Raw genomic sequence first — 25,338 nt, 5'->3', positions numbered from 1 at the left:
TGGCTCACACGCCCGCCCGCCCGTCACCCCGGAGGTACCTGTGCCCGTCTACGCCCTCGGCGACCGGATCCCCTCGATCGACCCCAGCGCGTTCGTCCACCCGGACGCGGTCGTCATCGGCGACGTCACCATCGGTCCCGAGTCGACCGTCTGGCCGACAGCGGTCCTGCGCGGCGACCACGGGCGCATCGTGGTGGGTGCCCGGACCTCGGTGCAGGACGGGACCGTCGTCCACTGCACGGAGGACAACCCGACGATCATCGGCGACCGCTGCGTCGTCGGGCACAACGCCCACCTCGAAGGATGCACGATCGAGGACGACTGCCTCGTGGGTTCCGGCTCGGTGGTGCTGCACCGGGTGGTGGTACGCCGCGGTGCGCTGATCGGGGCGTCGGCGCTCGTGCCCAACGGCACCGAGGTCCCCTCGCGTGCCATGGCGCTCGGGGTGCCGGTGAGGATCCGCGAGGACGCCGTCGCCGAGGGGGCGTTCGGGCACGCCGTCGCGAAGTACGTGCAGAACGGTCACTGGTACCGCGCCGAGCTCAAGCGCCTCGACTAGCGCGGCGCCTGCGGCGTCGGCCACACGCGCCGGATGATCCCGTCCCAGGCGGCGTCGGGCAGGAGGCGGCGCATGGTGATGAGCGCCTTGGCCATCAGGCCCACGGCATAGCGTGCGCGCGGACGGCTCGACGTCGCCGCCCTCACCACGACGGCGGCCACCGTCTCGGGCGTGATCTCGAGGTTCGAGCCGGATCCGTCGTACGCCTGGCGGTAGCGCTCGGCCAGCTCGCCGCGGAACTCGGCGTAGGGGCCGGCTCCCGTGTCGAGCGTGGCGATCGCTGCGTCGACGAAGGCCGAATGCACCGGGCCGGGCTGGATGAGCACGACCGTGACGCCGAACGGTGCGACCTCCAGGCGGAGCGCGTCGCTCACCGCCTCCACCGCGTGCTTGCTGGCGTGGTAGAAACCACCGCCCGGGAAGGTGAACCGGCCACCCATCGAGCCGATGTTCACCACCCTGCCGGCTCCCGCCGCGCGCATCCCGGGGAGCACGAGCTGGGTCAGCCGGACGAGGCCGACCACGTTGGTCTCGAACTGGTCGCGAACGGCCTCGATCGCCGTCTCCTCGACCGGCCCCTGCAGGGCGTAGCCGGCGTTGTTGACGAGCACCGACACGTGCCCGTGCCGCTCCTCCACCGCACGGACCGCCTCGGTCATCGACTCCTCCGACGTCACGTCGAGAGCGAGGGTCTCGATGCCGAGGGCAGCGAGGTCCGCGAGCGTCTCCGCGCGCCGGGCGGTCGCTACGACGGCCAGCCCCGCCTCGTGGAGCGCGAGGGCCGTCGCACGGCCGATGCCGGTGGAGCAGCCGGTCACGAGGGCCGCACCTCTCGTTGTCGTCATGGCACCACTCTCCACCCTCAGTTCTCGCTCTCGATCACGAGCCCCGTTCACGACGCGGGCCCACGCCCGACGACACCCGGACTGGACGAAGGGGGCGCAGGTCATGACCAGGCGCGCACGGACAGGCCACGGAGCTCTCCTCGCTCCGGCGCTCGTGCCGCGAGGCTGACCCCGCGCTAGTCGTCCGTGTCGGCCCGGAGGTCTGCCAGCAGGTCGTGCAGCTCGGGGAACAGTGCCGGACCGGCTGCGACGATGAGGTCCTCGCCGGCCTGCGCGCCGCGCAGCCCCTCGAGCCGCGCGCCCGCCTCGGTGGCGACGAGGCCGCCCGCCGCGAGGTCCCAGGCCATGGGCCCGCGCTCGTAGTACGCATCCACCCGACCGGCCGCGACCGAGCAGAGGTCGACGCTGCAGGCGCCTCCGCGCCGGATGTCGCGCACCCGCGGGACGACCTGCTCGACGACGCGTGCCTGGGCCACCCGCCGCTCGACCCGGTAGCCGAAGCCGGTCGCCACGAGCGCCTGCGCGAGCGGCACCGGATCGTTCACCCGGAGGTCGTGCACGCCGTACCGGTCGTGCAGGCGTGCGCCGCGGCCGACCACCGCGACGTACGACTCCCCCAGGGCCGGCACCTCGACCACCCCGACGACGACGATCCCGTCGATCTCGGCCGCCACCGACACGCCCCACTCGGGCAGGCCGTAGAGGTAGTTGACGGTGCCGTCGATGGGGTCGAGCACCCAGCGGACACCGGTCGAGCCGATGTGGGACGAGCCCTCCTCCCCGAGCACGCCGTCGTCGGGGCGCTGGGACAGCAGGCGGTCGACGAGGAGCGCCTCGCAGTGGCGGTCCATCTCGGTGACGACGTCGGTGGCGCTGGACTTCGTGGCCGCGACCTCGATCCGGCCGCGCCGGCCCTCGAGGACCAGCGCGCCCGCCTCCCGTGCAGCAGCGATGGCGAGGTCGTGCAGCTCGTCGAGCAGGAGGGGGTCGTACTCGATGTCCATGCCGCGATCCTGTCAGACCTGGCCCGCCAGACCCGGCCCGTCAGACCCGTCCCGTCACATCTGGCACAGCGCCGGCCGCTCCCCGCGAGGGTTGGGGCAGCAGGTGCCGGGGCAGACGTCGTGCATCGGGCCGAGCGGCGACAGGGACCGCGGCTCGGCAGCTCCCACCCGCTCGAGGACGAGCTCGCGCACCATCGCGACGAACCGCGGGTCGGTGCCCACCGTCGCCGATCGCAGCGCAGGGAGGCCCAGCGCCCTGGCGTCCTCGAGCGCCACGGTGTCGAGGTCCCACACGACCTCCATGTGGTCGCTCACGAAGCCGATAGGCACGATCACCACGCCGGGCACGCCATCGGACCTCAGCGCCGCCAGGTGGTCGCTGATGTCGGGCTCGAGCCACGGGATCTGCGGGGCGCCGGACCGCGACTGGTAGACGAGGTCCCAACCCTCCTGCACCTCGACCCGTCGCGCCGCCGCGGCCGCGACGAGCGCCGCGACCTCGCGGTGCTGGGCGACGTACGCCCCGCCCTCGGGGCCCGAGGTGTCGGCGGACGCCGTCGGGATGGAGTGCGTGGTGAACACGAGGCGCGGCGACGCGACGCCGTCCGCCGCGAGCCGCTCGACGCAGGCGACGACCGAGTCGACCATCGGGTCGACGAACCCGGGGTGGTCGAAGAAGTGCCTGAGCTTGTCCAGGCGCGGAGCCGGGCCCTGGCCGTCGGCCTCCACCTCGGCGACGGCGTCCGCGAGGTTCTCGCGGTACTGGCGGCAGCCGGAGTACGACGAGTAGGCGCTCGTCATGAGGCAGATCGCCGAGGTGATGCCGTCGTCGCGCATCTCGCGGAGCGCGTCGGCGAGGTAGGGGTCCCAGTTGCGGTTGCCCCAGTAGACGGGCAGGTCGACGCCCGCGCCGGCGAGGTCGGCGCGCAGCGCTGCGAGGAGGTCCCGGTTCTGCTGGTTGATCGGCGAGACGCCGCCGAACGCCGTGTAGTGCGCACCCACCTCGACGAGGCGCTCGCGCGGGATCCCGCGGCCGCGCGTGACGTTCTCGAGGAACGGCACGACGTCGTCCGGGCCCTCCGGGCCGCCGAACGAGACGAGGAGGAGGGCGTCGTACGAGCCACGGGGTCCGGTGAGGGTCACGACACCGATCCTTGCAACGGATTCGTCGGCACGCACTCCCGGTCGATAGCGTCACGGGGTGCTGCGCCCGTACCTCGACCTCCTGCGTCGCCCCGGCACGTTCCGGTTCAGCTTCGCGGCGTTCGTGGCGCGGCTGCCGATGTCGATGCTCGGCCTCGGCGTGGTGCTCTTCCTCACACTGCGCGGCGAGTCGTACACCGTGGCCGCCGCCGTGTCGGCGACCGGTGCGCTCGCGAACGCGCTCGTCGGCCCGTTCGTCGCGCGCTACATCGACCGCTACAGCCAGCACCGGGTGCTGCCGCTGGTCGTCACCGGCGCGGTCACGCTTCAGCTGACGTTCGTCGTGCTGGTGCTGGTCGACGCCCCCGTGTGGACATGGTTCGTCTCGTTCGCGATCGGCGAGGCGCTGGTGCCCAACTTCGGGTCGCTCGCCCGCGCCCGGTGGGCGCACGTGCTCGACGAGCCGAAGGACGTGCGCACGGCGTTCGCGTTCGAGTCCGTCGTCGACGAGGTCGTGTTCGTCGCCGGTCCCCCGCTGGCCACGCTGCTCGCCATCTCGCTCGTCACCTGGGGCGCCATCGGCGCGAGCATCGTGCTGCTCACGATCGGCGCCCTCCTGCTCGCGCCGCTGCGCGCCACCGAGCCGCCGGCCGCCGGCAACGCGCACGTGGGCGGGCGGGCTGCGATCCGGTACGCCGGCGTCCCCCTCATCGTGGGCGTCTTCTTCTTCGTCGGCTCGGTGTTCGGCTCGTCCGAGGTGGTCACTGTCGCGTTCGCTGCGGAGTACGACGTGCGCGGCTGGACCGGTCTGCTCCTGGCCCTCTACGCGCTCGGCTCCGGAATCGCAGGCCTCACCCTGGGCGCGCTGCACCTGCGCACACCGCTGCCCACGCAGTTCCGCACCTACCTCCTGCTCGTCGCCCTCGTCTCCGTGCCGTTCCCGTTCATCGGGTCGCCTGCGCTCCTCGGCGTCGCCGCCTTCGTCGCGGGCTTCGCAGTGGCGCCCAGCCTCATCACCGGCTTCGCGCTGGTCGAGCGGCTCGTGCCGTCGCAGCGGCTCACCGAGGGGCTCACCGTGGTGATGGCCGGGCTCACCGTCGGCTTCGCCACCGGCACCTCGGTCTCGGGACCGATCATCGACGCGTACGGCGCGTCCACGGCCTACTGGGTGCTCGTGGTCTCGTCGATCATGGCGGCGCTCATCGGTGCCGCGGGGACGCCGTACCTCGTGCGCTCGCTCGCGGGTGCCGACTCCGACAACGGCGTGGACGCCCACGGAGACCCCGTCTGAGACCCGATCGGGGCATCGGGCCGCGTGGCGGTCCTCGACGCGGGGCCCTCCTCGGGCGAGACTGACGAGGCAGCGCCCGGGACGGGTGCCCGGACGGCAGGAGGACCGATGCGCGACCTTGCGTTCGTCGGGCTCAGCGAGGACGGCTCGAGCCTGGTGCTCAGCAGCACCGACGGCACGCGCTACACCGTCCCCTGCGACGAGCGGCTCGAGGCCGCCGTCCGCCGCGACAAGAGCCGCCTCGGCCAGCTCGAGATCGCGCTCGACGGCACCTCGCCCCGCGACATCCAGATGCGGGTGCGCCACGGGCAGACCCCCGACGACATCGCCGCGACCTCCGGCCTCACGGTCGAGCGGGTCATGCGCTTCGCCGGCCCGGTGCTCGCCGAGCGCGAGCACATGGCCGGCCAGGCCCGCTCCACCGAGCTCCGCACCGCCGGCACCTCCGCCACGCTCGAGGAGACGGTCGCGGCCGCGCTCGAGAGCGGCGGCGTCGACGCCGGCACCCTCGAGTGGGACGCCTGGCGCCGCGAGGACGGCACCTGGTCGGTCCTCGCCTCCTGGGAGCCGCGCCAGTCCGTCGCCGTCGGCGCCACCGCCGCGCTCTGGATCTACGACAACAGCGTCCGCACCCTGTCGGCCGACGACACCGCCAGCGCATGGCTGCTCGGCGAGCGTGCTACGGAGGAGGTGAACGTCGACGGCCGGCCGTTCCTCGTGGGCCTGCCGAGCGCTGACGACGTCGACCACTGGGACGACGAGGACGTCGACCCCGACGCCGCCTTCAGCGCGATCGTCGAGAACGAGCCGAGCGCCGACGTCGTCGACCTCATGGACCGTCCGCCGATCGAGCCCGAGGACGAGTCGCCGCTGCACGACCTCTACGACACTCTCCCTGGCCTCAAGCGCCCGGATAACCGCCAGACCCGCCGCGCCCGCCGCAAGGCCGCCCGCGAGACCCCGCCCCCGGTCGGCGACGCCCAGAAGGGCAGCAAGCCGCGCGCCAGCGTGCCGAGCTGGGACGAGATCCTCTTCGGCGCCCGCGACCCCGAGAGCTGATCCCCGCCACGCCTGTCTCACCCACGCAGGTGCCAGAAACCACCAGGGCTTTCTGGCACCTGCGTGCGTGAGGCGCTAGCGCTCGGTCGTGGCGACGGGTCGGGCGGGGTCGGTGATCCAGTCGGACCAGGATCCGGCGTACAGCGCCGCCTCGATGCCCGCCTCGGCGAGCGCCAGCACCTCGTGCGAGGCCGTGACGCCCGAGCCGCAGTAGACGCCCACCGGCGTGCCCGGTCGTACGTCGACACCCGCGAACAGCACGCGCAGCACGTCGGCCGGCAGGAACCGGCCGTCGGGCACGACGAGGTCGAGGGTCGGGAAGCAGACGGCGCCCGGGATGTGGCCGGCCACGGGGTCGATGGGCTCGGTCCGGCCGAGGTAGCGGGCCTCGGCGCGGGCGTCGAGCAGCACGCCGTCGCGCGCCATCGCGGCCGCGCCGGCCGCGTCGAGCACCGGCAGCCGCGCGAGGTCGGCGGTGAAGCGCACGCCGTCGGGCGGTCCGTCGTCGCCGTACGGCGGCAGCACCTCGCCCGTCGCCACGTCTCCCCCGGAGTCGGCCCAGGCGGCGAGGCCGCCGTCGAGCAGCCGTACGTCGTCGTGGCCGTGGTGGCGCAGCAGCCACCACATCCGCGCGGCCTGCGAACCCTCGCGGCCGTCCATCACGACGACCGGCCGGTCGAGCGTGACACCGGCCCGGCGCATGGCCGCCGCGAACCGGGAGGGATCGGGCAGCGGGTGCCGACCCCCACGACCGGGCGGCGAGGCGAGATCCGCGTCGAGGTCGACGAAGACCGCGCCGGGCAGGTGGCCCGCGGCGAAGACCTCGCGACCGGGCGGGCCGGACAGGCTCCACCGGGTGTCGAGCAGGACCGGCGGACGGTCCGAGGCGAGCTCGGCCTCCAGCGCGACCGCGTCGACGAGGAAGGTCATGCGCGGGCGGGCTCGTCGAAGGGCAGCGGGGTCGGGCTCATGTGGGCGTGCATCGAGGTCACGGCCGTCATCCGACGGGTGTGGTGGCGCCGGCAGAGCACCTCGTACGCCACGACGTCCGCGCTGAAGGTGTCGCCGACCACGACCTGGTCGCCCTCGACCACCATCACGCCGTTCACCGTGCGCGCGTTGTGCGTGGCGCGGCGGCCGCACCAGCAGAGGGCCTCCACCTGCAGCACCTGCACCTTGTCGGCGAGCTCGGTGAGGCGCCGCGACCCCGGGAACAGCTCGGTGCGGAAGTCGGTGAGGATGCCGAAGGCGAAGACGTCGATCGAGAGCTCGTCGACGATGCGGGCGAGCTGGTCGACCTGCTCGCGCTCGTAGAACTGGGCCTCGTCGCAGATGAGGTAGTCGACGCGGCCGCCGCCCGCGAGGACGTCGGTCACGTGCTGCCAGAAGTCGGTCCCGGCCGACACCTCGACCGCCGGCACCTTGAGGCCCAGGCGGCTGGAGAGCGTGTCCTCCCCCGCCCGGTCGAGCCGGCTGAACACGATGCCCGCGCGGCCTCGGGCCGCGTGGTTGTGGTCGGTCTGCAGGGCCAGGGTGGACTTGCCGCAGTCCATGGTCCCGGAGAAGAAGACCAGCTCGGCCATGCGGCTCCTCGAGGCACGGCGGACGCCGCGGCCAGCGGCGCCCGGGGGCGGGGGTCGGACGTGGTGCTCACGTGCTCGTGCTCGGGGAAGGCCACCAGTATCCCTGCCGGGCCTCGGCCGCGGGCGGGGACACCCCGATCAGCGGGTGCGGTGCGCCGTCGCCTGGGACAGGGCCGCGGCGAACTCCAGCGTCTGGGCGACCACCGGGGCGCCGTCGGCGGCCTCGGACACGCGCAGCGCGAGGTCGTCGTTGGACGCCGTGCCCGTGTAGCCGTGGTCGGCATCGCACTGCGGGTCGCCGCACGAGGCCGGCTCGAGGTCGATGCGGCTGACGGCGCCCCACCCGATGGTGAGCACGACCTCGCGGACCGGGGCGCCCCTCTTGTGCTTGGCGGCGTCCGCTGCGACGCGGGTGACGACGACGGAGTCGATCCGCTCGATCCGCACGGCCTCGGTGGACGCCGTGGCGTACGCGTGCGACGACGTCTCGTCGGCCGGGTGCTCGTCGGTGTGCCCGACGATGAGCCGGGTCGGGGTGAGCGCGAGCACGGTGACGTGGCGGCGCAGCTCGTCGTGGTCGAAGGTGGCCTCGTGGTGCACGACGTACGCCACGACCGCCTCGTTGGCGAGCGCGGTGTCGAGCGTGTCGCTCACGAGCTCCGGGTAGTAGCCGCTGCGCTCGATGTCGGCGCGCAGGCGCGGAGCGAGGGTGGCGTCGTTCGACATGCGCTCATCCTCGCACCCCGAGCGGGTCACCGGACGCGGCAGGCTCGGTCCGGCCGTCCTCGGCCGGGGTGAGCAGCCGGCGCAGCGACAGCAGCACCAGGCCAGCGATGAGGGCGCCCCCCGCGACGAGCAGCGCCCAGAGGACGCCGAGGCCCGCTCCGAGCAGCGCACCGGCGAACGCAGGGCCGATCGCGCCGGCGACGCTCCAGACGAGGCCGCCCACCGCGTTGTACCGGCCCCGCAGGTGCGGCGCGGCGAAGTCGTTCACCAGCGACGGCGCGACCGGCGACCAGAGCGTCTCCCCCACCGCGAAGATGCTGACGCCGATCGTGATGACCACTGCGGCGGCGACGGCGCTCACGAGCGAGGATGCCGCGAGCAGCACCCAGCACGCCGACCACGCCACCGCCACGAGCAGCAGCACCTTCGAGCGCGAGCGCCCCTCGATGCGCTTGATGACCCACACCTGCGCGACCACGATCACGAGGGTGTTGAAGAAGAACACGATGCCGATCGCGTTGATCGGCAGGCCGGCCTCGGTGGTCATGAACACCGGGATCCCGACCTCCATCGACCCGTAGCCGCAGGTGAGCAGCAGCAGCGCCCCGAGGACGTACCGGCGCAGCCGACGGTCCGAGAGCACCTGGAGGTAGCCGCCCCGGCCGTCCTCGCCCTCCTCCGGCGGGTGCGCCTCCGGCCCGCTGACCCCGCGCACGCCCGCCACCGCCACGGCGTACGCCAGGAACGTCACCGCGTTGGCGGCGTACAGGACCGTGAAGGTCCACGGGCGGTCGACGTCGACGACGACCGCCCCCACGAGGCCGCCGAGCCCGATGCCGAGGTTGAGCAGCATGAACTGCAGCCCGAACACGCGCTGGCGGCGTTCTGGCGTGGTCAGCCGCGACAGGATCGCGGCCTGCGGCGCCCACAGCCCTGCGTTGCCCACGGCCATGATCCCGGCCGCGAGGAACGCCTGCGGCGCGGTCGCCGCGAACCCGATGGCCACGGTGCCGACCGCCTCGATGCCGAGGGCCGTGAGCAGCACGGGCTTGGGACCGATGCGGTCCACCACCAGACCGACCAGCGGAGAGAAGGCGAGGCCGAGCAGCGCCTGGAACGTGAGGACCAGCCCGGCGAGCTGCAGCGGCAGGCCGCGGACCTGGTGGAGGTAGACCACGAGCAGCGACATGATGAGGCCGCCGCCGAGCGCCGAGCAGCCGATGCCGACGAGCATCCGGATGATCGGCGGGTTCAGCACCTCACGGATGGAGACGGGCCGCTCCAGCACCGCGTCGCCGTCCATGGCACGAGTCCATCAGAGACCCCCGACACGGTGCCACTGCGTTAGGCCCGAGCGGACCGCCTAGAGGTCGCCGACGCCCAGCCGGCGCGCCTCGGCGTCCGAACGGGCCTGCGGCCTGCGCAGGACCGCACGCGCGCCGAGGACGGCGAGGCCCTCCTCCGCCACGACCACCGGCTCGAGCCGCAGGTCGCCGAGCTCGGGCACGTCGTCCGCGAGCTGCCCGACCCGGAGCAGCAGGTCCTCGATCGCGGCGTGGTCGACGGGCTCGGTGCCCCCGATGCCGTTGAGCATCGGCGAGGCCCCCGGCGCGTCGACGAGGTCGTGCGCGTCGGTGTCCGTGAGCGGCGGGATGCGGTAGCCGCGGTCGCCGAGCAGCTCGGGCACCATGCCGGCCAGCCCGAACGACACCACCGGTCCGAAGAGCGGGTCCTCGGTAGAGCCGACCACGCACGCCACCCCGGGCGTCGCCATGTGCTGCAGCACGAGCCGGTCCGCGGCCTCGGGGTCGAGGCTCAGCGACATCGACCGGAACGCCGTTCGCACCGCCCGCTCGTTCTCGAGGTTGAGCCGCAGGCCTCCGAGGTCCGTGCGCGAGGAGAAGCGCGGGTCGAGCGTCTTCAGCACCACGGGGTAGCCGATGCGGTCGGCCACCTCCACCGCCTGCTCGGCACTCGTCACGGCGACCACCGGCCACACCGGGATGCCGTACTGCTCGAGGAGCAGCGTGAGGTCGTCGTCGGGGTCCTCGGCGTACAGCACGACCTCGTCCGGGTCGTCGTCCACGTGCGCGGTGTTCGTGGTGGCCGCGGGCCCGCCGCCCGCCCTGCCGCGGCCGGTGAGGCTGGGCACCGGGCCCTCAGCGGAGTCGAGCTCCTCGCCCACGAGCTGGTCCACGATCGCGCGCGCCCGCTTGTGGTCGATGTCGGAGAACTCGGGCAGGTCGCCCAGCGGTCGTGCGCGCCACTCGGCGTACCGCGTGACCCGGCGCAGCGCGCGCACGGCGTCCTCGACGGTGCCGTAGAACGGGACCGACCCGTGCTCGGGCATCGCGAGATCCGCGGCCTCGCCCTCCGGCGTGGCCAGCAGCCCGCTCTCCTCCTCCGCGGCCACGAGCACCGCCACGACCGGCTTTGCCCCGCGCACCACGGTCTCGGCGACGACCCGCTCCCAGGCCCGGCCGTCGTGGCCGAGCGTCGGCACGTGCGACACGACCACCGAGTCGACCGCAGGGTCGTCGAGCACCGCGGCCAGAGCGCGGGCGAGATCCTGGGGCGTGCAGTCGCTGCGCAGAGTCATCGGCTCGCCGACGACGTCGAGCTCGGCGCCCTCGCACGCGTCGCCCGCGAGCACCGCGAGGGCGTCGGAGTTGCCCACGATCGCGACGCGTCGTCCCGCCGGCAGCGGCTGGTAGGCGAGCAGCCCCGCGACGTCGAACATCTCCCCCAGCGACTCGACCTCCACGATGCCCGCCTGGGCGAACATCGAGTCGACCGCGGCCACCGGCAGCGTCGTCCGGCGGATGGCGTGCCCGATCGGGTAGGCCTGGGTGGATCGGCCCGTGCGCATCGCGACGACCGGCTTGGTGCGCGACAGCCTGCGCGCAATGCGCGTGAACTTGCGCGGGTTGCCCACGCTCTCGAGGTAGAGGAGCACGACCGACGTCTGCTCGTCGTCCTCCCAGTACTGCAGCAGGTCGTTGCCGCTGACGTCGGCGCGGTTGCCCGCCGACACGAACGTCGAGACGCCGAGGCCGCGGCGCACTGCGCGGGCGAGGATCGTGCCCCCGAGCGCCCCGCTCTGGCTGAAGAACCCGATCGGCGCGTGGCCCGGGAGCTTCGGCGCGAGCGAGGCGTTCATCGAGACGGCCGGGTCGGTGTTGACGATGCCGAGCGCGTTGGGCCCGATCACCCGCATGCCGTTGCCGCGCGCCTTGCGCACCAGCGCCCGCTGGCGGGCGACGCCGTCCGGACCGCTCTCGCTGTAGCCGGATGCCACCACCAGCAGTCCGCGCACCCGGGCGGCCGCGCAGTCGTCGACCACGGCGTCGACCTCGTCGTGCGGCACAGCGAGCAGCGCCAGGGTGACGGGCTCGGGGATCTCGGACACCGAGGCGTACGTCGGCACCCCGAGGACCTGCACCCCCTCCTCGACGGCGGCGCGGTTCACCGCCGACAGGCGGCCGGTGTATCCGCCCTCGAGCAGGTGCCGCAGCACGCGGTTGCCCAGCGAGCGCGGGTCGCGGCTCGCGCCGACCACCACGAGCGACTCGGGCGCCACGAGGGCGGCGACGCTGCGCGACTCGGCGCGATGCTCGCGGGCCAGGCGCACGGCCACCGACGACTCCGTCGGCTCGAGGTCGAAGGCCAGCGACACGACGCCGTCCTCCATCTTGTGCGAGGGGTGGTAGCCCGCCTCCTCGAACGTCGCCAGCATCCGGCGGTTGGTGGGAAGCACCTCGGCGACGAAGCGCCGTACTCCGAGCTCGCGGGCGGCGGCGGCCAGGTGCTCGAGCAGCACCGACCCCAGGCCGCGGCCCTGGTGCGCGTCGCGGATGACGAAGGCGACCTCGGCGTCGCGCTCGTCCACCCGGTCGAAGCGGCCGACCCCGATGATGTCGTCGCCCGTCAACGCGACGAACGCCACGCGGTCGTGGTGGTCGACCGTCGTGAACCGGGTGAGGTCGCGCGGCGTCAGCTCCGGGTACGGCGCGAAGAACCGGTAGTAGATGGTCTCCTCGGACAGCGACCGGTGGAACTCGGCGAGCCGCTCGGCGTCGGAGGGCCGGATCGGCCGCAGCCTCGCGGTGCGCCCGTCCCGCAGGACGACGTCCGCCTCCCAGTGCTCGGGCGGCTCGGCGACCTCGGGTTCGTCTGGCACGGCCCCAACGTAGTGCGCCGGGGGTTCCCGTTACCTTTCATCCATGCACCTGCAGATCCACCCCGAGGTCGCCGACGCCCTCGAGTCGGGCCGACCCGTGGTCGCCCTCGAGTCCACGATCATCAGCCACGGCCTCCCCCGCCCGGACAACCTGCGGGTGGCGCGCGAGATCGAGGACTCCGTGCGCTCCGGCGGCGCCGTCCCCGCGACCATCGCGGTGGTGGACGGCATCCCCCGGATCGGGCTCGACGACGACGCCCTGCGCACGGTTGCCGAGGACGACTCGGTCGTGAAGGTCAGCGTCCGCGACCTCGGCACGCTCGTGGCCAAGCGCGGGAACGGTGCCACCACCGTCGCGGCCACCTCCCACCTCGCCCATCTGGCCGGCATCCTGGTCTTCGCCACCGGCGGCCTCGGCGGCGTGCACCGCGGTGCACGTGACACGTGGGACGAGTCGGCCGACCTGACCACGCTCTCGACCACGCCCGTGACGGTCGTCTGCGCCGGGGTGAAGTCGATCCTCGACGTCGCCGCCACCCTCGAGCGCCTCGAGACCCTCAACGTGCCGGTGCTGGGCTACCGCACCGACCGCTTCCCCGGCTTCTACCTCGCCGACTCCGGGTTCGCCGTCGACTGGCGGGTCGACGACCCCGCCGAGGTCGCGGCCGTGATGCACGCGCGCTCGGCGCTCGAGTGCGACGCCGGCGTCATCGTCTGCAACCCGGTCGCGCCGGAGGACGAGCTCGACCGCACCCTGCACGACAGCGTGCTCGTAGCCGGTCTCGCGGCCGCCGACCAGGCGGGCGTGCGCGGCAAGGACGTCACGCCGTTCCTGCTCGAGTTCTTCCACACCGCGACCAAGGGCCGCAGCCTCGAGGTCAACGTGGCGCTGGTGCGCAGCAACGCCGTGCTCGCCGCCGCGATCGCCGTCGCCGCAGCGGCATGAGCCGCGCGCCGCACCCCGACCGCCGGTACGTGTCGGTCGGCCAGTACATGACCGACGTCGTCGCCTCGCTCCCCGGCGCCCTGCGCGAGGGCACCGACACCCCGGCCGACGTACGGGTCATGGGCGGCGGGGCCGCTGCCAACACCGCTGCGTGGCTGGCCCACGACGGCCACACGACCACGTTCGTGGGCAGGATCGGCGACGACCTCCTCGGCCGCGCCGGGCGGATGGAGCTCGAGGAGGGCGGCGTCGATTGCGCCCTCGCCGTCGACGCCCAGCGGCCCACCGGCACCTGCATCGTGCTGGTGATGCCGGACGGCGAGCGCACGATGGTGCCCGACCCTGGCGCCAATCAGGCCCTCACGCCGCAGGACCTTCCCGACGGCCTCTTCGCCGCAGGCCGCCACCTGCACCTGTCCGGCTACATGCTCATGGTCGACAGCAGCCGCATGGCAGGGCTGTCCGCCCTCGACCGGGCGCGCCTGCGCGGCATGACCACGAGCGTCGACGTCGCCTCGGTGGGTCCGCTCGCCGACACCGGCGCCGCACGGTTCCTCTCGTGGATCTCCGGCGTCGACGTCCTGCTCGCCAACGAGGAGGAGGCCGCCCTGCTCGCGGGGCTGCCCGCGCCGCAGCACGACGAGAGCACCGCCGCCGCGCTCGACGGTGCGCGGCAGGCCGCGCTGGCCCTGCGCTCCGCGGCTGCGACCGTCGTGGTGAAGCTGGGCTCGCGCGGCTCGCTCGCCGTCGACAGCGAGCAGGGCGAGGCCCACGCGCCGGCCGTCCCGGTGGACGTCGTCGACACCACCGGTGCCGGCGACGCGTTCGCGGCCGGATTCCTGCCCGCCTGGTGCGACGGCGTCGACCTCGAGGTGGCGCTGGGGCGCGGCAACCGAGCCGCGGCGCGGGTCGTGGCGCGCGTCGGCGCCCGCCCGTGACACCGGCGGCACGGTGGGTGACCGTGGGCGGCGCGACACGGTGAGGACGCCACCCAGGTTCCGCCGCGGATGCCCCGGACCTGGGAGGATCCGCGCATGAAGTCGCTCGCACGCGTCGTCGCGCTGCTGCTCGCCCTCGTCGTGGCGGGCTGCCAGTTCCTGCCGTGGGTGGGGGACGTGACCGGCATCGACATCCCCTGGCGCAGCGTGCTCTCGCCGGGTGAGGTCGGCGCGACCGGGTGGCTCGCCTCGATGGGCCTGCCCCTCACGATCGCCGCCGGCGTCGCCCTGCTCGGCGCCCTCACGAACCTGCGCGCCCTGGTCGTGATCGGCGCGCTGCTCGCGGTCGCCGTCCCGAGCGCGTGGATCCTCGTCAACGCCCTCGACAGCACCGGCGGCGTGCCGCTGTCCGCCATCCGCATCGGCGCCTACGGCGCCGCGATCACCGGGTTCCTCCTGCTGCTGGTCGCGGCCGTGGCCGCGGACGTCCGGAGGCAGACGGTGCGCTGAGCAGGCGCATGATGGAGGCTGCTGTCACCCGGACCGCAGAGACCCAGACCCTGGCCCCCGACCACCTCGACCGCAGGAGCAGTGCAGTCCCGCATGGCCCGTCGCACGACCACACCGCCACCGGACGTCCCGGAGAAGATCGTCGACATCGACGTCTCTGACGAGATGCGGGGATCGTTCCTCGAGTACGCCTACTCCGTCATCTACTCGCGCGCGCTCCCGGACGCCCGCGACGGCCTCAAGCCGGTGCAGCGGCGCATCCTGTTCGGGATGTCCGAGATGGGCCTGCGGCCCGACCGCGGGCACGTGAAGAGCTCGCGCGTGGTCGGCGACGTCATGGGCAAGTACCACCCGCACGGCGACACCGCGATCTACGACGCCCTCGTGCGCATGGCGCAGCCGTTCTCGTTGCGGCTGCCGCTCGTGGACGGCCATGGCAACTTCGGCTCGCTCGACGACGGCCCTGCGGCCATGCGCTACACCGAGTGCCGTCTCGCCCAGAGCGCCCTGCTCATGACGGCCTCGCTCGACGAGGACGTCGTCGACATGGCGCCCAACTACGACGGCCGCGAGAACGAGCCCGTCGTGCTGCCGGCCGCCATCCCCAACCTGCTCGTGAACGGCGCATCCGGCATCGCGGTCGGCATGGCCACCAACATCGCGCCGCACAACCTCGTCGAGGTCGTCGCGGCCGCGCGCCACCTGATCGCGCACCCGAAGGCCACGCTCGACGACCTGATGGGCTTCGTGCCCGGACCGGACCTCCCGAGCGGCGGCCGGATCATCGGCCTCGACGGCGTGCGCGAGGCGTACGAGACCGGACGCGGCGCCTTCCGGGTCCGCGCGACCGCGCACGTGGAGAGCGTGACGCCGCGGCGCAAGGGCATCGTCGTCACCGAGCTGCCGTACAACGTCGGCCCCGAGAAGGTGATCCAGCGCATCAAGGAGGCGGTGGACGCCAAGAAGCTCACGGGCATCGCCGCCGTCGACGACTTCTCCGACATGGAGTCCGGGCTGCGCCTCGTGATCGAGGTGAAGAACGGCTTCGTCCCCGAGGCGGTGCTCGAGCAGCTCTACGCGCTCACACCGATGGAGGACTCGTTCAACATCAACGCGGTCTCCCTCGTCGAGGGCCAGCCGCGCACGCTCGGGCTGAAGGACATGCTCGAGGTGTTCGTCGCGCACCGGCTCGACGTCGTGCGGCGTCGCTCGCTCTACCGCCGCCGCAAGGCCGAGGAGCGCCTGCACCTCGTCGACGGCCTCCTGGTCGCGATCCTCGACATCGACGAGGTCATCGCGCTCATCCGGTCGTCGGACGACTCCGCCGCCGCCAAGGTGCGGCTGATCCAGGTGTTCGACCTGTCCGACGCGCAGGCGACGTACATCCTCGAGATGCCGCTGCGCCGTCTCACGAAGTTCAGCCGGCTCGAGCTCGAGAGCGAGCGCGACGAGCTGCGGGCGCGCATCGCCGAGCTCACCGAGATCCTCGACGACGAGAAGCGCCTGCGCCGCGTGGTGAGCGACGAGCTCGCCGCGGTGGCCAAGGAGCACGGCACGCCGCGTCGCACGGTGCTGCTCGAGGGGTCGGGTGCGCCCACCAAGGCCGCCGCCGTGCCGCTCGAGGTGGCCGACGACCCGTGCGTGGTCCTCATGTCGAGCACCGGTCTGCTCGCACGCACCACCGACGACCGCGAGCTGCCGGCCGACGGCGAGCGCGGCGCGCACGACGTGATCTCCGCCGCCGTCCGCACCACCGCGCGCGGCCACGTCGGCCTCGTGACCAGCACCGGCCGGGTGCTCCGCCTGCCCGTGCTCGAGATGCCGACGCTGCCGCCCACCCACGGCGCGCCGTCGCTCGCCGGAGGCGTGCCGCTCGGCGCGCTCGTCGAGCTCGACAAGGGCGAGCAGCCCGTCGGGCTCTGCTCGGTCACCGGCGAGGGCCCGGGGCTCGCGCTCGGCACTGCCGGCGGTGTCGTGAAGCGGGTGGCGCCGGACGTGCCGTCGTCGTCCGACCAGTGGTCGGTCATCCGGCTCGACGACGGCGATCGCGTCGTCGGCGCGGTGGAGCTCACCACCGGCGACGAGGAGCTGGTCTTCGTCACGACCGACGCGCAGCTGCTGCACTTCCCGGCATCCGCCGTCCGTCCGCAGGGGCGGCCCGCCGGCGGCATGGCCGGCGTGCGGCTCGACGACTCCGCGCGCGTGCTGTGGTTCGGCGCGGTCGACCCCGCGCGCGAGGCTGTCGTCGTCACGGCCGCGGGCAGCACGAGCGCGCTGCCGGGCACGTCGGGCGCGACGGTCAAGGTGACGCCGTTCTCGGAGTACCCCGGCAAGGGCCGCGCCACCGGCGGCGTCCGCGCCCAGCGGTTCCTCAAGGGCGAGGACACCCTGCTCGTCGCCTGGGTGGGCCCGGCGCCCGCTCGCGCGGCCACGCCGCAGGGCGGGCCGGCGCCGCTGCCGCCGATCGACCCGCGTCGCGACGGCTCAGGCCTGCCCACCTCCAAGCCGGTGGCTGCGGTCGGCGGCCCGCTCGAGCCGGGCGGCCCCCGCCCGGCGACCCCCGCCGCCCCGGAGCCGTCCGCGTGAGCACCCCTGTGACCGACGACCAGCGCTGCTCGGTCGTCTCGGCCCGGCTCGCCGAGCCGATGCCGGGCACGGCGCCGCTCGCCCGCGCGTGGCTCGTGCTCGAGCAGCCGGGTCCCTACGGCCGCGTCGCCCTCACCGACTCGCACCTGCCGGCCGAGGTCGGCGCCGCGCTATCGCGCGCGATCGAAGGAACCCGCACCGCCGTGCTGCTCGCGCGGACCACGGGTCGGCACGCCGACGCGCACGAGGAGACCACCAGCCGGCGCTTCTGGTTCGCCCACAGCGCGCCCGGCGGCGTGCGCATGCGCAGCGGCGTTCTTCAGGACTCCGTGCTGCTGCGGCCCGAGCTGCCCGACGTCATGCGCGACGCCGCGCACGGCCAGCTGCCGCCGTGGGGCACCAAGGACGACTCGCCGCTCCTGCTCGTCTGCACCAACTCGCGCCGCGACCGCTGCTGCGCGATCGCGGGGCTGCCTCTGGCAGAAGGGCTTGCGGCTGGTGCGCACGCGGGCCGTGTCCTCGAGGTGAACCACCTCGGCGGCCACCGCTTCGCACCCACCGCGATGCTGCTGCCCTCGGGCAACGTCTTCGGCCGCCTCGACCTCGCCGCTGCGACCGAGGTGCTCGACGCCGCGTCCTCGGGCCGGATCGGCGCCATGGGCCACCTGCGTGGTCGTAGCTCGGCGGCTGCTCCGGCCCAGTCGGCCGCGATCGCCGTACGCCTCGGTCACGACGTGGACGGGCTCGACGACATCGACGTGCTGCGTCGGGTGGGCGAGCACGTCGCTCCGGTGCCGCTGTCGTACGTCGGCCAGGACGATGTCGCCGAACTCGAGGTGCGCCACGTCGACGGCCGCACCTGGACCGTCCGGGTGCGGCGCGTGGTCTCCGCGCTCCCCGATCGCAGCGAGTCGTGCGGCAAGGCCGCCGTGCCGGTGGTGTCGTGGGCGGCCGACGAGCCGGTGGCCGCGGAGCCCTGGGCCTGAGCCCGACGCCGAACGCCTCGGGACGCGACGACCCCGACAAGGAAAGAGGAACGTCCGTTCTTGTATCGTCGTCGGCATGACCATGTTCCCGGGTGACACCTTCGCCGACGTGCTCGCCGGCAACAGCGCCTACTCCGCGCGCTACACCCCCTCCGAGCTCGGAGGCCGCGCCGCCCAGGGGCTCGCGATCATCACGTGCATGGACAGCCGGATCGAGCCGCTCGCGCTCGTCGGCATGAAGCACGGCGACGTCAAGATCCTGCGCAACGCCGGCGCCCGCGTGACCGACGACGTGCTCCGCACCCTCGTGCTGGCGACGTACCTCCTCGGCGTCGACCGCGTGCTCGTCATGCCGCACACCGACTGCAAGATGGCGAACGCCACCGAGGAGCAGATCCACGACGCGATCCGCGAGGAGTTCGGCGTGGAGACCGCCTCGGTGGAGTTCCGCACGGTCGACGACCAGGAGGCCGCGCTCGCGCTCGACGTGCGGCGGATCCGCGCCTACCCCCTGCTGCCGAAGGACCTCGCGGTCGCCGGCGCGGTCTACGACGTGCAGACCGGCCGTCTCCTCCCCCGCGACGTCTGAACCCCCGATTCGGTAGTGGAATCTCGCACTCTGCCGCGAGATTCCACTACCGAATCGGTCAGGGGCGGGCGGCGGCGACCAGGGCGTCGCGGGTGTGCAGCGTGGTGCGGTCGCGGCCCTGGGTGGCGCCGAGCGCGCGCTCGGCGGCGTCGATCGACTCCCAGCCGGACAGGCCCACCGGCGTGACGCCGCGCGAGGCCAGCAGGGGCACGACGCCGTCGCCGCCGCGCTCGGCCGCACCGTCGAGGTCCTCGAGCAGGTGCGCCACGGTCGCGCCGGCATCCTTCTTGTTGGTGCCGATGATCCCGCTGGGGCCCCGCTTGATCCATCCGGCGACGTAGAGCCCCGGCACCTGCGCACCGGCCTCGTCGACGACGCGGCCCTCGTCGTTGCGCACGACGTTGCGCCGAGGGTCGAACGGCACGCCCTCGAGCGGCAGGCCGCGATAGCCGACCGACCGGATCACGAGCTGCGCGGGAAGCTCCCAGGTCTGGCCGGTGCCGTGCGCGCTGCCGTCGTCGTCGACCTGCGTGCGCTCGACCACCATCGTCTCGACACGGTCGGTGCCGCGCAGCTCTGCCGGACGCGCGTGGAAGTGCAGGTGGATCCGCCTCGGCGCCCCGGTGGGCGAGCGGTGCGACCACTCGTGCAGCACCTCGAGGTTGCGGTGCACCACGCGGTCCTCCGCGTCGAGCCTGTCGGCCACAGGCTCGGACACGAGCTCGGCCGCGCCGCAGACGACGTCGACGCCGTCGAGCTCGCCGAGCTCGCGCAGCTCCTTCGTGGTCCAGTTGGCGTGCGCAGCGGTACGCCGGCCGAGCACGTGCACGTCGGTGATGCCGGTGCAGGCCAGCACGTCGAGCACGTGCTGCGGCATGTCGGTCGCCGCCAGCCGATCGGCCGGAGCGACGAGCACGCGCGCGACGTCGACCGCCACGTTGCCCACGCCGACGACGACGGCGCTCGTCACGCCGCGCAGCGACGCCTCGATGCGCTCGCGGTCGGCGTCCGGGTGGCCGCAGTACCAGTTCACGAGGTCGGTGGCCGCGACGCTGCCCGGCAGGTCCTCGCCCGGCACGTCGAGGTGCCGGTCGCGCGAGGCGCCGTAGGTCAGCACCACGGCGTCGTACGCCGCGACGAGCTCGTCGACCGTGACGTCTGCGCCCACCTCGACGCCCGCCAGCAGCCGCACCTCGGGCCGCGCGAGCACCTTGGCGAGGGTGTCGCGCACCGACCGGATGGAGAAGTGGTCGGGCGCGACGCCGTAGCGCACGAGCCCGAACGGGACGGGGAGCCGCTCGATGACGTCGACGTTCACACCGGCGGAGGCGAGGGCGTCGGCCGCGTACAGGCCCGAGGGCCCGGCGCCGACGACGGCTGCACGGAAGGTCACGAGCCGATCCCACCACATACGTGCCCCGCGCAGGCGCCGAGACCGGTCCGCGTCGCCGCCATCTCTAGGCACCCAGCCCGAGCAGCGCGCGCGCCTCGGCGTACGACGACGACGGCTCCGTGACGTCGAACCACACGCTCGGCATGCCCACGGCCTCGGCACCGGCCACGTTGCCGGGCTGGTCGTCGACGAAGACGCAGTCCGCCGCGGCGAGGCCGAGCCGTTCCACCACCATGAGGTAGATCCGTGGGTCCGGCTTGAGGATGTGCTCGACCGAGCCGTCGACGAGCACGTCGACAAGCTTCAGGAACTCGTTGCGCTGGACCCACTCGAGGCCATGGAAGGCCTGCATGTCGTTGGTGCACACGGCGACCGGGATCCCGGCGCCCCGCGCGTCCTCGGCGAGGCGCCGCGCCTCGGGCCGCACGAGCTCCTGCTCGGGCGCGTCGAAGAGCACGTCCATGAGGCCACGGAACGACGCCTCGCGCCCCGTGAGAGCCGCGAACTCGTCGGCCTTGCGCTGCCAGTAGTCGCGCTCGGTGATCGCATGCCCCTGCATGAGCCGCCAGTCCTCGTCCACGGACGGATCGAACGGCCCGGTCCAGCCGAGCGCGCCGTCGGCGAGCCCCAACCGCGTCTCGGCGCCGCGCAGCAGCTCGAACGGCGTGCGTAGCACCGGGCCGCCGAAGTCGAGCACGAGCGCCGTCACCGCGAGACCTCCACCGTTCGTGAGCCGAACCCGTCATGGGCGAACGTGGCCGCCACCGTCGACCCCCGGTCGAGCGGGTACGCCGCCGTCAGCCCCCCGGTGATGACGACGTCGCCGTCGTGCAGCGCCAGCCCTCGCTCGGCGAGGCGCGCGCTGAGCCATGCGATCCCGAGGGCCGGGTGCCCCGACGCGTCGGCACCGCGGCCGTGGGCAACCTCCACGCCGTCGACCTGCATCGTCACCGCCACCTCGTCGAGCCGGTCGAGCGGGATCACCTCGCCCAGCACCACCCCGGCGGCCGACGACCCGTCGGCGGTGTTGTGCTCGAGGTCGAAGGAGTAGCCGGTCCAGACCGAGTCGACGACCTCCAGCGCCACGCGCGCCGAGCGGCAGGCGCCGAGGACGTCGTCGATCCCCGCACCGGGCCCGGGGTCGCTGCCGAGGACCAGCGCGATCTCCGGCTCGACCCGCGGCTGCACGAACCGGTCGTCCACCGCGTCGACCAGCATGCTCGACAGCAGCGGACCGAAGTTGGGCTCGGAGATCCCCATCTGCGCACGCATCACGGCGGAGGTGTACCCGAGCTTCCACCCGACCCGGGTCGCGCCGCGGGCGATCCGGCGCGCCGTGAGCGCGTCCTGGACGCCGTACGCCGCAGCGAGGCCGCCTACGCGCACGTCGACGGCCTCGAGCAGCACACCGCGCAGGTGGGCACCGTCCAGCAGCTCGGCAGCGGACTCGACATCCACGCCGGCGACCGGGTTCAGTGCTCCTCCTCCATGATCGTGACGCGGTCGAACCGCACCACCTCGCCGAACCAGCCGCACTCCCCGCACCAGGTCATGAAGTTGCGGGTGTCGCCGGTCCAGTACTCGGTCGTGATCCCGCCGTGCTCGCCGATCGAAGCCGCGCACATCGGGCAGAACTTCGGCCGGTCGAGGTAGTGCCGCTCGGCGTCCGGTGCGAACCACTGCCCGGGGTCGGGCAGCTCGTGCGGGTCGTCCGGCAGCGGCGCGGCGTCAGCAGCCCGCGCCACCACCTCGGATCGCTCGTCAGGCACCAGCTTCGGCCTTCTCCAGGTCGGACCAGTAGGACTCGTGCAGTGCCAGGAGCTCGTCCTTGATCGGGCTGTACCGCATCGAGCCGCCGTTGATCCAGGCTGCCGCGAAGGTGCGCTCGGCGCCGAACTTGTCCTTCTCGCAGGGCAGATTGATGATGTCGTGCTTGTAGCGGACGGTGCCGATCGGGTCCTCGCCGTTGGCCACCTTGCGCATGTTCTCCTTGAACATCTTGCGCAGCAGCGCCACACCGGCGTCCGAACGTCCGAGGTGCTCCTGGGTGCGGTCGGTGATCTCACCCTGCGACACCCAGGCCATGACGTCCTGGCCCTCGATGTAGTCGGTGATGAACCGGCCCTCCTCGTCCTTCCAGAGGTACTCGTACACGTGCGGGCGCTCCTGGGTGGTGAGCTTCTCTCCCGGGTTGTGCGTGGAGTAGAAGAGCTTCCAGGTGTGGGTCTCGTCGATCGGCACGCGGATCTGCATCTGGTCGATGTAGGCGCCGCCGACGCGCATGTAGAACGGGAAGACGAGCGGGTGGCCGATCTTCCAGTCGTCGTTCTCCTCGGTGCCGCCCTCGAGCACGCGGCGCTTGAGGATGCCCCACTCCATCTCGTCGAAGCCGGTCTTCATGTGCTTCTTCTGGAAGGCCTTGGGAGCCTCGAAGCCGTTGGTCTCACCGAGGAAGTTGAAGTAGTAGCCGTGCAGCCACTCGACGTGGTGCGGGTCGACGGAGTTCTCCATGATCTGGAGCCAGTTGCACGGGATGACCGTGTAGCCGACGTCGCGGACGCCGGCCTTCACGAACACGTCGAAGCGCGGAAGCTCGGGCGCGGGGTCGGGACCGACGTACACCCAGACCAGGCCGCCCATCGGCTGCGCCTTGCCCGACTTCATCTTCACGCGGTCGCGGAAGTTCTGGTTGTCGGCCTCGGCCGGCTGCTCGGTGCACTGGCCGTCGAAGTCGTACTTCCAGCCGTGGTAGCCGCACCGGATGCCGTCCTCGTGGACGACGCCGTAGGTGAGCGAGGCGCGGCGGTGCGCGCACTTCTCGCCGATGATCCCGTACTTGCCGCTCGGGGTCTTGTAGAGCGTCCAGTCCTCGCTGAGCAGCCGCACCGTCTTGGACGGGACGGTGTCGAAGTCCTGCTCGAACGCGATGGGGTACCAGTAGCGCCGGAGCAGCTCGCCCATGGGCGTGCCCGGGCCGATCTGCGTGAGCTCGTTGTTCTGCTCCACGGTGAGCATGCGGTTCCTCCGGTGTGCTGCGGCGGTGCTGGGGAAGTGCTGGGAAGAAGTCTGACGGAGCATCCGGCCTGGGGGGCCGATCCGGCCCCCCAGGCGGGACAGTGTGCCCTTAGTCGTCCAGGATCGTGACCTTGCCGTTGGACCCGTCGACGCGGATCCTCATGCCGGTCGTGATGAGCGACGTGGCGAAGCCCGTACCGGTCACCGCCGGGAGGCCGTACTCGCGGCACACGATGGCGGCGTGGCTCATCATGCCGCCGGTGTCCGTGACGGTCGCCTTGATCTTGCCGAAGATCGGCGCCCAGCTCGGCGCGGTGAGCGGGGCGACGAGGATCTCGCCGTCCTGCACCTCGTTGATCTGGTCGGGCCCGAAGATGACGCGGGCCGGGCCCTCCTCGACACCGGGCGAGGCCGCCATGCCGTTGAGGGAGCCGTCCTCGCTCGCACCGCCGCCGAGCCAGTTGGCGATCGAGTCGGACGTGATGCCCCACAGCATGATCGTGAGGGGCTCGGTGACGACCTCCGGCGGCGAGCCGAGGGCCGGGGTCGGCTTCCAGTCGCTGAGCGCCGAGTGGATCGACTTGCGCCTGGCGATGATCCCCGGCCAGTACGACGGGCCTGCCGCCACCGCGGGCGCCGCCCACGAGTGGTAGAGGTCGAACAGCGCGTCCGGGATCTCGTGGCGCTTCATGAAGAAGATGTCGCCGGCGTCCGCGAGGAAGCCCTCCTTCGCGAAGATCGCGCCGAGCTCCTTCATCTTGCGCCAGATGACCGAGTGGCTCCAGTGCTCGACGTAGAAGTTGTGGTTCTCGACATAGGGGAACACCACGCGGGCGAGGCCGAGCTTGCCGTTGAAGGCCTCGCGGTCCTCGTCCGAGCCGAGCAGGGCGACGTACTCCGACACGATGCGGTCGCGCTCGGCCGAGATCGCCTCCGTCGGGCGGTTGATGTCGTCGCCCTTCTGGAGGTTGTCGATGTAGTTCTTGATGAAGTCGAACGGGATCTCGACGTTCTCGATCCAGATCTTGTCCTGGCTCGAGAAGCCCGATCCGGTCGAGAAGTTGAACCACGGCTCGGCCGACTGCTGGAACGAGGAGATCCAGGCCTGACCGGCGTCGCCCTTGGCGCGCAGCGCCTCGCACGTGCCCTCGACGTCGCCGATCTTGAAGGCATCGGTGATGCCGGTGTCGACGGCCATGCGGGCGAGGCGCTTGAGCTCCTCGTCCGGACGGAACAGGTCGACCTCGACGCCGGCCACCATCTTGGCGATGGCGAGGTCGGAGATGCCGGGGAACGCCTGCTTGCAGAAGCCGAAGAAGTCCAGGTAGGCGGCGTAGCCCAGGTTGAGGAACTCGAAGTGGTACTGCCACAGGGTGCTGGCCGACGTGAGCAGGTGCAGGTAGTTGGCCTGCAGCGCGCCGCCCGCGCCCTTGCCCGCTCCGGAGGTGACGACCTCCATGGGCTCGACGTCCGGGAGGGTCTCGAAGGTGATGCCCTCCATCTCCTTGACCAGGTCGCGGATCTTGACGAGCCAGTTGTCGTAGAGGTCGTTCCAGTTCATGAAGTAGTGGCCTGCGCGCTGCATGAACTGCTCGGCGCGGGCGGGGATGTCGGCCTCCGGGGCTGGCACCGGCGACAGGTAGGTGTAGCCGTTCACGATGCGGAAGTCGATGCCGTTGGCCGGCGGGACGAGCAGGTGACGCGTGTTGTACTGCGACAGCGCCGTGATCGCCACCTCCATGAGGGAGGCGTCCCACGGCAGCAGGGCCTTCGGCCAGTGCACGCCGTCCTGGAACCAGAACATCGAGTCCTCGTACTCGGCGCGCGCGGGGCTGCACGTCGACGAGTACGCGTACAGCTCCTGCCAGCCTTCGGCGCCGGGCGGAGTGGTGATCTCCGACGGGAGCGGGAACCCAGCCATGCGGTCTCCTTCTAGAACCCTTGCGGGTCTTCACTGGGGTGGACGACCGCGCAGCGCGCGGTCG

The 25,338-nt window shown here is 72.7% G+C and carries 23 protein-coding genes; 9 read left to right on the top strand and 14 right to left on the bottom strand.

Annotation, left to right across the window (positions count from 1 at the left end; all coding sequences use genetic code 11):
* Positions 1–40 precede the first annotated feature (40 nt).
* Entirely contained in the window at positions 41–559 is a 519-nt protein-coding gene (locus ACFQGU_RS10175) for a gamma carbonic anhydrase family protein (protein WP_386766291.1), read from the top strand.
* Here the strand turns inward: ACFQGU_RS10175 and ACFQGU_RS10170 are convergent.
* The 3 genes from ACFQGU_RS10170 to ACFQGU_RS10160 all read right to left on the bottom strand — a co-directional run bounded on the left by ACFQGU_RS10170 (position 556) and on the right by ACFQGU_RS10160 (position 3,551).
* The gene (locus ACFQGU_RS10170; RefSeq protein WP_386766289.1) at positions 556–1,404 is read right to left on the bottom strand and encodes an SDR family NAD(P)-dependent oxidoreductase; all 849 of its coding nucleotides are present in this window, start codon (positions 1,402–1,404) and stop codon (positions 556–558) included. The two genes, ACFQGU_RS10175 and ACFQGU_RS10170, sit on opposite strands and share 4 nt — an antisense overlap.
* A gap of 176 nt (positions 1,405–1,580) precedes the next feature.
* On the bottom strand, positions 1,581–2,408 hold the full coding sequence (locus tag ACFQGU_RS10165) for an inositol monophosphatase family protein (RefSeq protein ID WP_386766287.1): 828 nt from the start codon (positions 2,406–2,408) through the stop codon (positions 1,581–1,583).
* Between the two features lie 54 nt (positions 2,409–2,462).
* A complete protein-coding gene (locus ACFQGU_RS10160; protein ID WP_386766285.1) occupies positions 2,463–3,551 on the bottom strand; it encodes a ferrochelatase in 1,089 nt (362 codons plus the stop codon).
* Between the two features lie 58 nt (positions 3,552–3,609).
* Here ACFQGU_RS10160 and ACFQGU_RS10155 point away from each other — a divergent pair, with 58 nt between their 5' ends.
* Complete coding sequence (locus ACFQGU_RS10155; protein WP_386766283.1) at positions 3,610–4,842, top strand: MFS transporter; 1,233 nt, start codon at positions 3,610–3,612, stop codon at positions 4,840–4,842.
* A gap of 108 nt (positions 4,843–4,950) precedes the next feature.
* The gene (sepH, locus tag ACFQGU_RS10150) at positions 4,951–5,901 is read left to right on the top strand and encodes a septation protein SepH (protein ID WP_386766281.1); all 951 of its coding nucleotides are present in this window, start codon (positions 4,951–4,953) and stop codon (positions 5,899–5,901) included.
* Between the two features lie 75 nt (positions 5,902–5,976).
* Here sepH and ACFQGU_RS10145 read toward each other — a convergent pair whose 3' ends face one another.
* From ACFQGU_RS10145 to ACFQGU_RS10125, 5 genes are all read right to left on the bottom strand, one after another.
* The gene (locus ACFQGU_RS10145) at positions 5,977–6,831 is read right to left on the bottom strand and encodes a sulfurtransferase (protein ID WP_386766279.1); all 855 of its coding nucleotides are present in this window, start codon (positions 6,829–6,831) and stop codon (positions 5,977–5,979) included.
* The gene (locus ACFQGU_RS10140) at positions 6,828–7,484 is read right to left on the bottom strand and encodes a thymidine kinase (RefSeq protein WP_386766277.1); all 657 of its coding nucleotides are present in this window, start codon (positions 7,482–7,484) and stop codon (positions 6,828–6,830) included. The genes ACFQGU_RS10145 and ACFQGU_RS10140 overlap by 4 nt, the downstream gene beginning before the upstream one ends.
* 138 nt (positions 7,485–7,622) lie before the next feature.
* Positions 7,623–8,210 (bottom strand): DUF5998 family protein, encoded by a 588-nt coding sequence (locus ACFQGU_RS10135; protein WP_386766275.1) that lies wholly within the window; start codon positions 8,208–8,210, stop codon positions 7,623–7,625.
* A 4-nt stretch (positions 8,211–8,214) separates the two neighbouring features.
* The gene (locus ACFQGU_RS10130) at positions 8,215–9,513 is read right to left on the bottom strand and encodes an MFS transporter (RefSeq protein WP_386766273.1); all 1,299 of its coding nucleotides are present in this window, start codon (positions 9,511–9,513) and stop codon (positions 8,215–8,217) included.
* A 60-nt stretch (positions 9,514–9,573) separates the two neighbouring features.
* Positions 9,574–12,390: a bifunctional acetate--CoA ligase family protein/GNAT family N-acetyltransferase gene (locus tag ACFQGU_RS10125; protein ID WP_386766271.1), complete on the bottom strand. Its 2,817-nt coding sequence runs from the start codon at positions 12,388–12,390 to the stop codon at positions 9,574–9,576.
* Positions 12,391–12,433: 43 nt separating this feature from the next.
* Between ACFQGU_RS10125 and ACFQGU_RS10120 the strand changes: the two genes are divergently transcribed.
* The 6 genes from ACFQGU_RS10120 to ACFQGU_RS10095 all read left to right on the top strand — a co-directional run bounded on the left by ACFQGU_RS10120 (position 12,434) and on the right by ACFQGU_RS10095 (position 18,945).
* Positions 12,434–13,336: a pseudouridine-5'-phosphate glycosidase gene (locus ACFQGU_RS10120; RefSeq protein WP_386766269.1), complete on the top strand. Its 903-nt coding sequence runs from the start codon at positions 12,434–12,436 to the stop codon at positions 13,334–13,336.
* The gene (locus ACFQGU_RS10115) at positions 13,333–14,274 is read left to right on the top strand and encodes a carbohydrate kinase family protein (RefSeq protein WP_386766267.1); all 942 of its coding nucleotides are present in this window, start codon (positions 13,333–13,335) and stop codon (positions 14,272–14,274) included. Before ACFQGU_RS10120 ends, ACFQGU_RS10115 begins: the two co-directional genes overlap by 4 nt.
* Positions 14,275–14,370: 96 nt before the next feature.
* Positions 14,371–14,784 carry a hypothetical protein gene (locus ACFQGU_RS10110; protein WP_386766265.1) on the top strand — a complete coding sequence of 138 codons (414 nt, stop codon included), beginning with the start codon at positions 14,371–14,373 and terminating at the stop codon, positions 14,782–14,784.
* A 93-nt stretch (positions 14,785–14,877) separates the two neighbouring features.
* Positions 14,878–17,370: a DNA gyrase/topoisomerase IV subunit A gene (locus tag ACFQGU_RS10105; RefSeq protein WP_386766263.1), complete on the top strand. Its 2,493-nt coding sequence runs from the start codon at positions 14,878–14,880 to the stop codon at positions 17,368–17,370.
* Positions 17,367–18,356 carry a sucrase ferredoxin gene (locus ACFQGU_RS10100; RefSeq protein ID WP_386766261.1) on the top strand — a complete coding sequence of 330 codons (990 nt, stop codon included), beginning with the start codon at positions 17,367–17,369 and terminating at the stop codon, positions 18,354–18,356. The genes ACFQGU_RS10105 and ACFQGU_RS10100 overlap by 4 nt, the downstream gene beginning before the upstream one ends.
* Positions 18,357–18,432: 76 nt before the next feature.
* The gene (locus tag ACFQGU_RS10095) at positions 18,433–18,945 is read left to right on the top strand and encodes a beta-class carbonic anhydrase (protein WP_386766259.1); all 513 of its coding nucleotides are present in this window, start codon (positions 18,433–18,435) and stop codon (positions 18,943–18,945) included.
* 58 nt (positions 18,946–19,003) lie between these two features.
* Here ACFQGU_RS10095 and ACFQGU_RS10090 read toward each other — a convergent pair whose 3' ends face one another.
* The 6 genes from ACFQGU_RS10090 to ACFQGU_RS10065 all read right to left on the bottom strand — a co-directional run bounded on the left by ACFQGU_RS10090 (position 19,004) and on the right by ACFQGU_RS10065 (position 25,274).
* Positions 19,004–20,338 carry an FAD-dependent oxidoreductase gene (locus ACFQGU_RS10090; RefSeq protein ID WP_386766257.1) on the bottom strand — a complete coding sequence of 445 codons (1,335 nt, stop codon included), beginning with the start codon at positions 20,336–20,338 and terminating at the stop codon, positions 19,004–19,006.
* Positions 20,339–20,402: 64 nt separating this feature from the next.
* The gene (locus tag ACFQGU_RS10085) at positions 20,403–21,047 is read right to left on the bottom strand and encodes an HAD family hydrolase (RefSeq protein ID WP_386766255.1); all 645 of its coding nucleotides are present in this window, start codon (positions 21,045–21,047) and stop codon (positions 20,403–20,405) included.
* Positions 21,044–21,796, bottom strand: coding sequence for a 2-keto-4-pentenoate hydratase (locus ACFQGU_RS10080; protein ID WP_386766253.1), 753 nt, complete (start codon positions 21,794–21,796; stop codon positions 21,044–21,046). Before ACFQGU_RS10080 ends, ACFQGU_RS10085 begins: the two co-directional genes overlap by 4 nt.
* A gap of 14 nt (positions 21,797–21,810) precedes the next feature.
* On the bottom strand, positions 21,811–22,107 hold the full coding sequence (locus ACFQGU_RS10075; protein WP_386766251.1) for a hypothetical protein: 297 nt from the start codon (positions 22,105–22,107) through the stop codon (positions 21,811–21,813).
* The gene (locus tag ACFQGU_RS10070; RefSeq protein WP_386766249.1) at positions 22,100–23,353 is read right to left on the bottom strand and encodes a Rieske 2Fe-2S domain-containing protein; all 1,254 of its coding nucleotides are present in this window, start codon (positions 23,351–23,353) and stop codon (positions 22,100–22,102) included. Before ACFQGU_RS10070 ends, ACFQGU_RS10075 begins: the two co-directional genes overlap by 8 nt.
* 109 nt (positions 23,354–23,462) lie before the next feature.
* On the bottom strand, positions 23,463–25,274 hold the full coding sequence (locus ACFQGU_RS10065) for a PEP-utilizing enzyme (protein ID WP_386766247.1): 1,812 nt from the start codon (positions 25,272–25,274) through the stop codon (positions 23,463–23,465).
* Between the last annotated feature and the right edge of the window lie 64 nt (positions 25,275–25,338).

It is taken from the genome of Longivirga aurantiaca, assembly GCF_042660085.1.
GTDB lineage: Bacteria > Actinomycetota > Actinomycetes > S36-B12 > CAIYMF01 > Longivirga > Longivirga aurantiaca.
This window is presented reverse-complemented; position numbering and strand designations above follow the sequence as displayed.

What these genes read in the sequence shown, in the direction of transcription:
- ACFQGU_RS10170 (WP_386766289.1), bottom strand. Translation starts at nt 1,404, where the DNA reads ATGACGACAACGAGAGGTGCGGCCCTCGTGACCGGCTGCTCCACCGGC.
- ACFQGU_RS10165 (WP_386766287.1), bottom strand. Translation starts at nt 2,408, where the DNA reads ATGGACATCGAGTACGACCCCCTCCTGCTCGACGAGCTGCACGACCTC.
- sepH (WP_386766281.1), top strand. Translation starts at nt 4,951, where the DNA reads ATGCGCGACCTTGCGTTCGTCGGGCTCAGCGAGGACGGCTCGAGCCTG.
- ACFQGU_RS10145 (WP_386766279.1), bottom strand. Translation starts at nt 6,831, where the DNA reads ATGACCTTCCTCGTCGACGCGGTCGCGCTGGAGGCCGAGCTCGCCTCG.
- ACFQGU_RS10140 (WP_386766277.1), bottom strand. Translation starts at nt 7,484, where the DNA reads ATGGCCGAGCTGGTCTTCTTCTCCGGGACCATGGACTGCGGCAAGTCC.
- ACFQGU_RS10135 (WP_386766275.1), bottom strand. Translation starts at nt 8,210, where the DNA reads ATGTCGAACGACGCCACCCTCGCTCCGCGCCTGCGCGCCGACATCGAG.
- ACFQGU_RS10130 (WP_386766273.1), bottom strand. Translation starts at nt 9,513, where the DNA reads ATGGACGGCGACGCGGTGCTGGAGCGGCCCGTCTCCATCCGTGAGGTG.
- ACFQGU_RS10120 (WP_386766269.1), top strand. Translation starts at nt 12,434, where the DNA reads ATGCACCTGCAGATCCACCCCGAGGTCGCCGACGCCCTCGAGTCGGGC.
- ACFQGU_RS10115 (WP_386766267.1), top strand. Translation starts at nt 13,333, where the DNA reads ATGAGCCGCGCGCCGCACCCCGACCGCCGGTACGTGTCGGTCGGCCAG.
- ACFQGU_RS10110 (WP_386766265.1), top strand. Translation starts at nt 14,371, where the DNA reads ATGAAGTCGCTCGCACGCGTCGTCGCGCTGCTGCTCGCCCTCGTCGTG.
- ACFQGU_RS10105 (WP_386766263.1), top strand. Translation starts at nt 14,878, where the DNA reads ATGGCCCGTCGCACGACCACACCGCCACCGGACGTCCCGGAGAAGATC.
- ACFQGU_RS10095 (WP_386766259.1), top strand. Translation starts at nt 18,433, where the DNA reads ATGACCATGTTCCCGGGTGACACCTTCGCCGACGTGCTCGCCGGCAAC.
- ACFQGU_RS10070 (WP_386766249.1), bottom strand. Translation starts at nt 23,353, where the DNA reads ATGCTCACCGTGGAGCAGAACAACGAGCTCACGCAGATCGGCCCGGGC.
- ACFQGU_RS10065 (WP_386766247.1), bottom strand. Translation starts at nt 25,274, where the DNA reads ATGGCTGGGTTCCCGCTCCCGTCGGAGATCACCACTCCGCCCGGCGCC.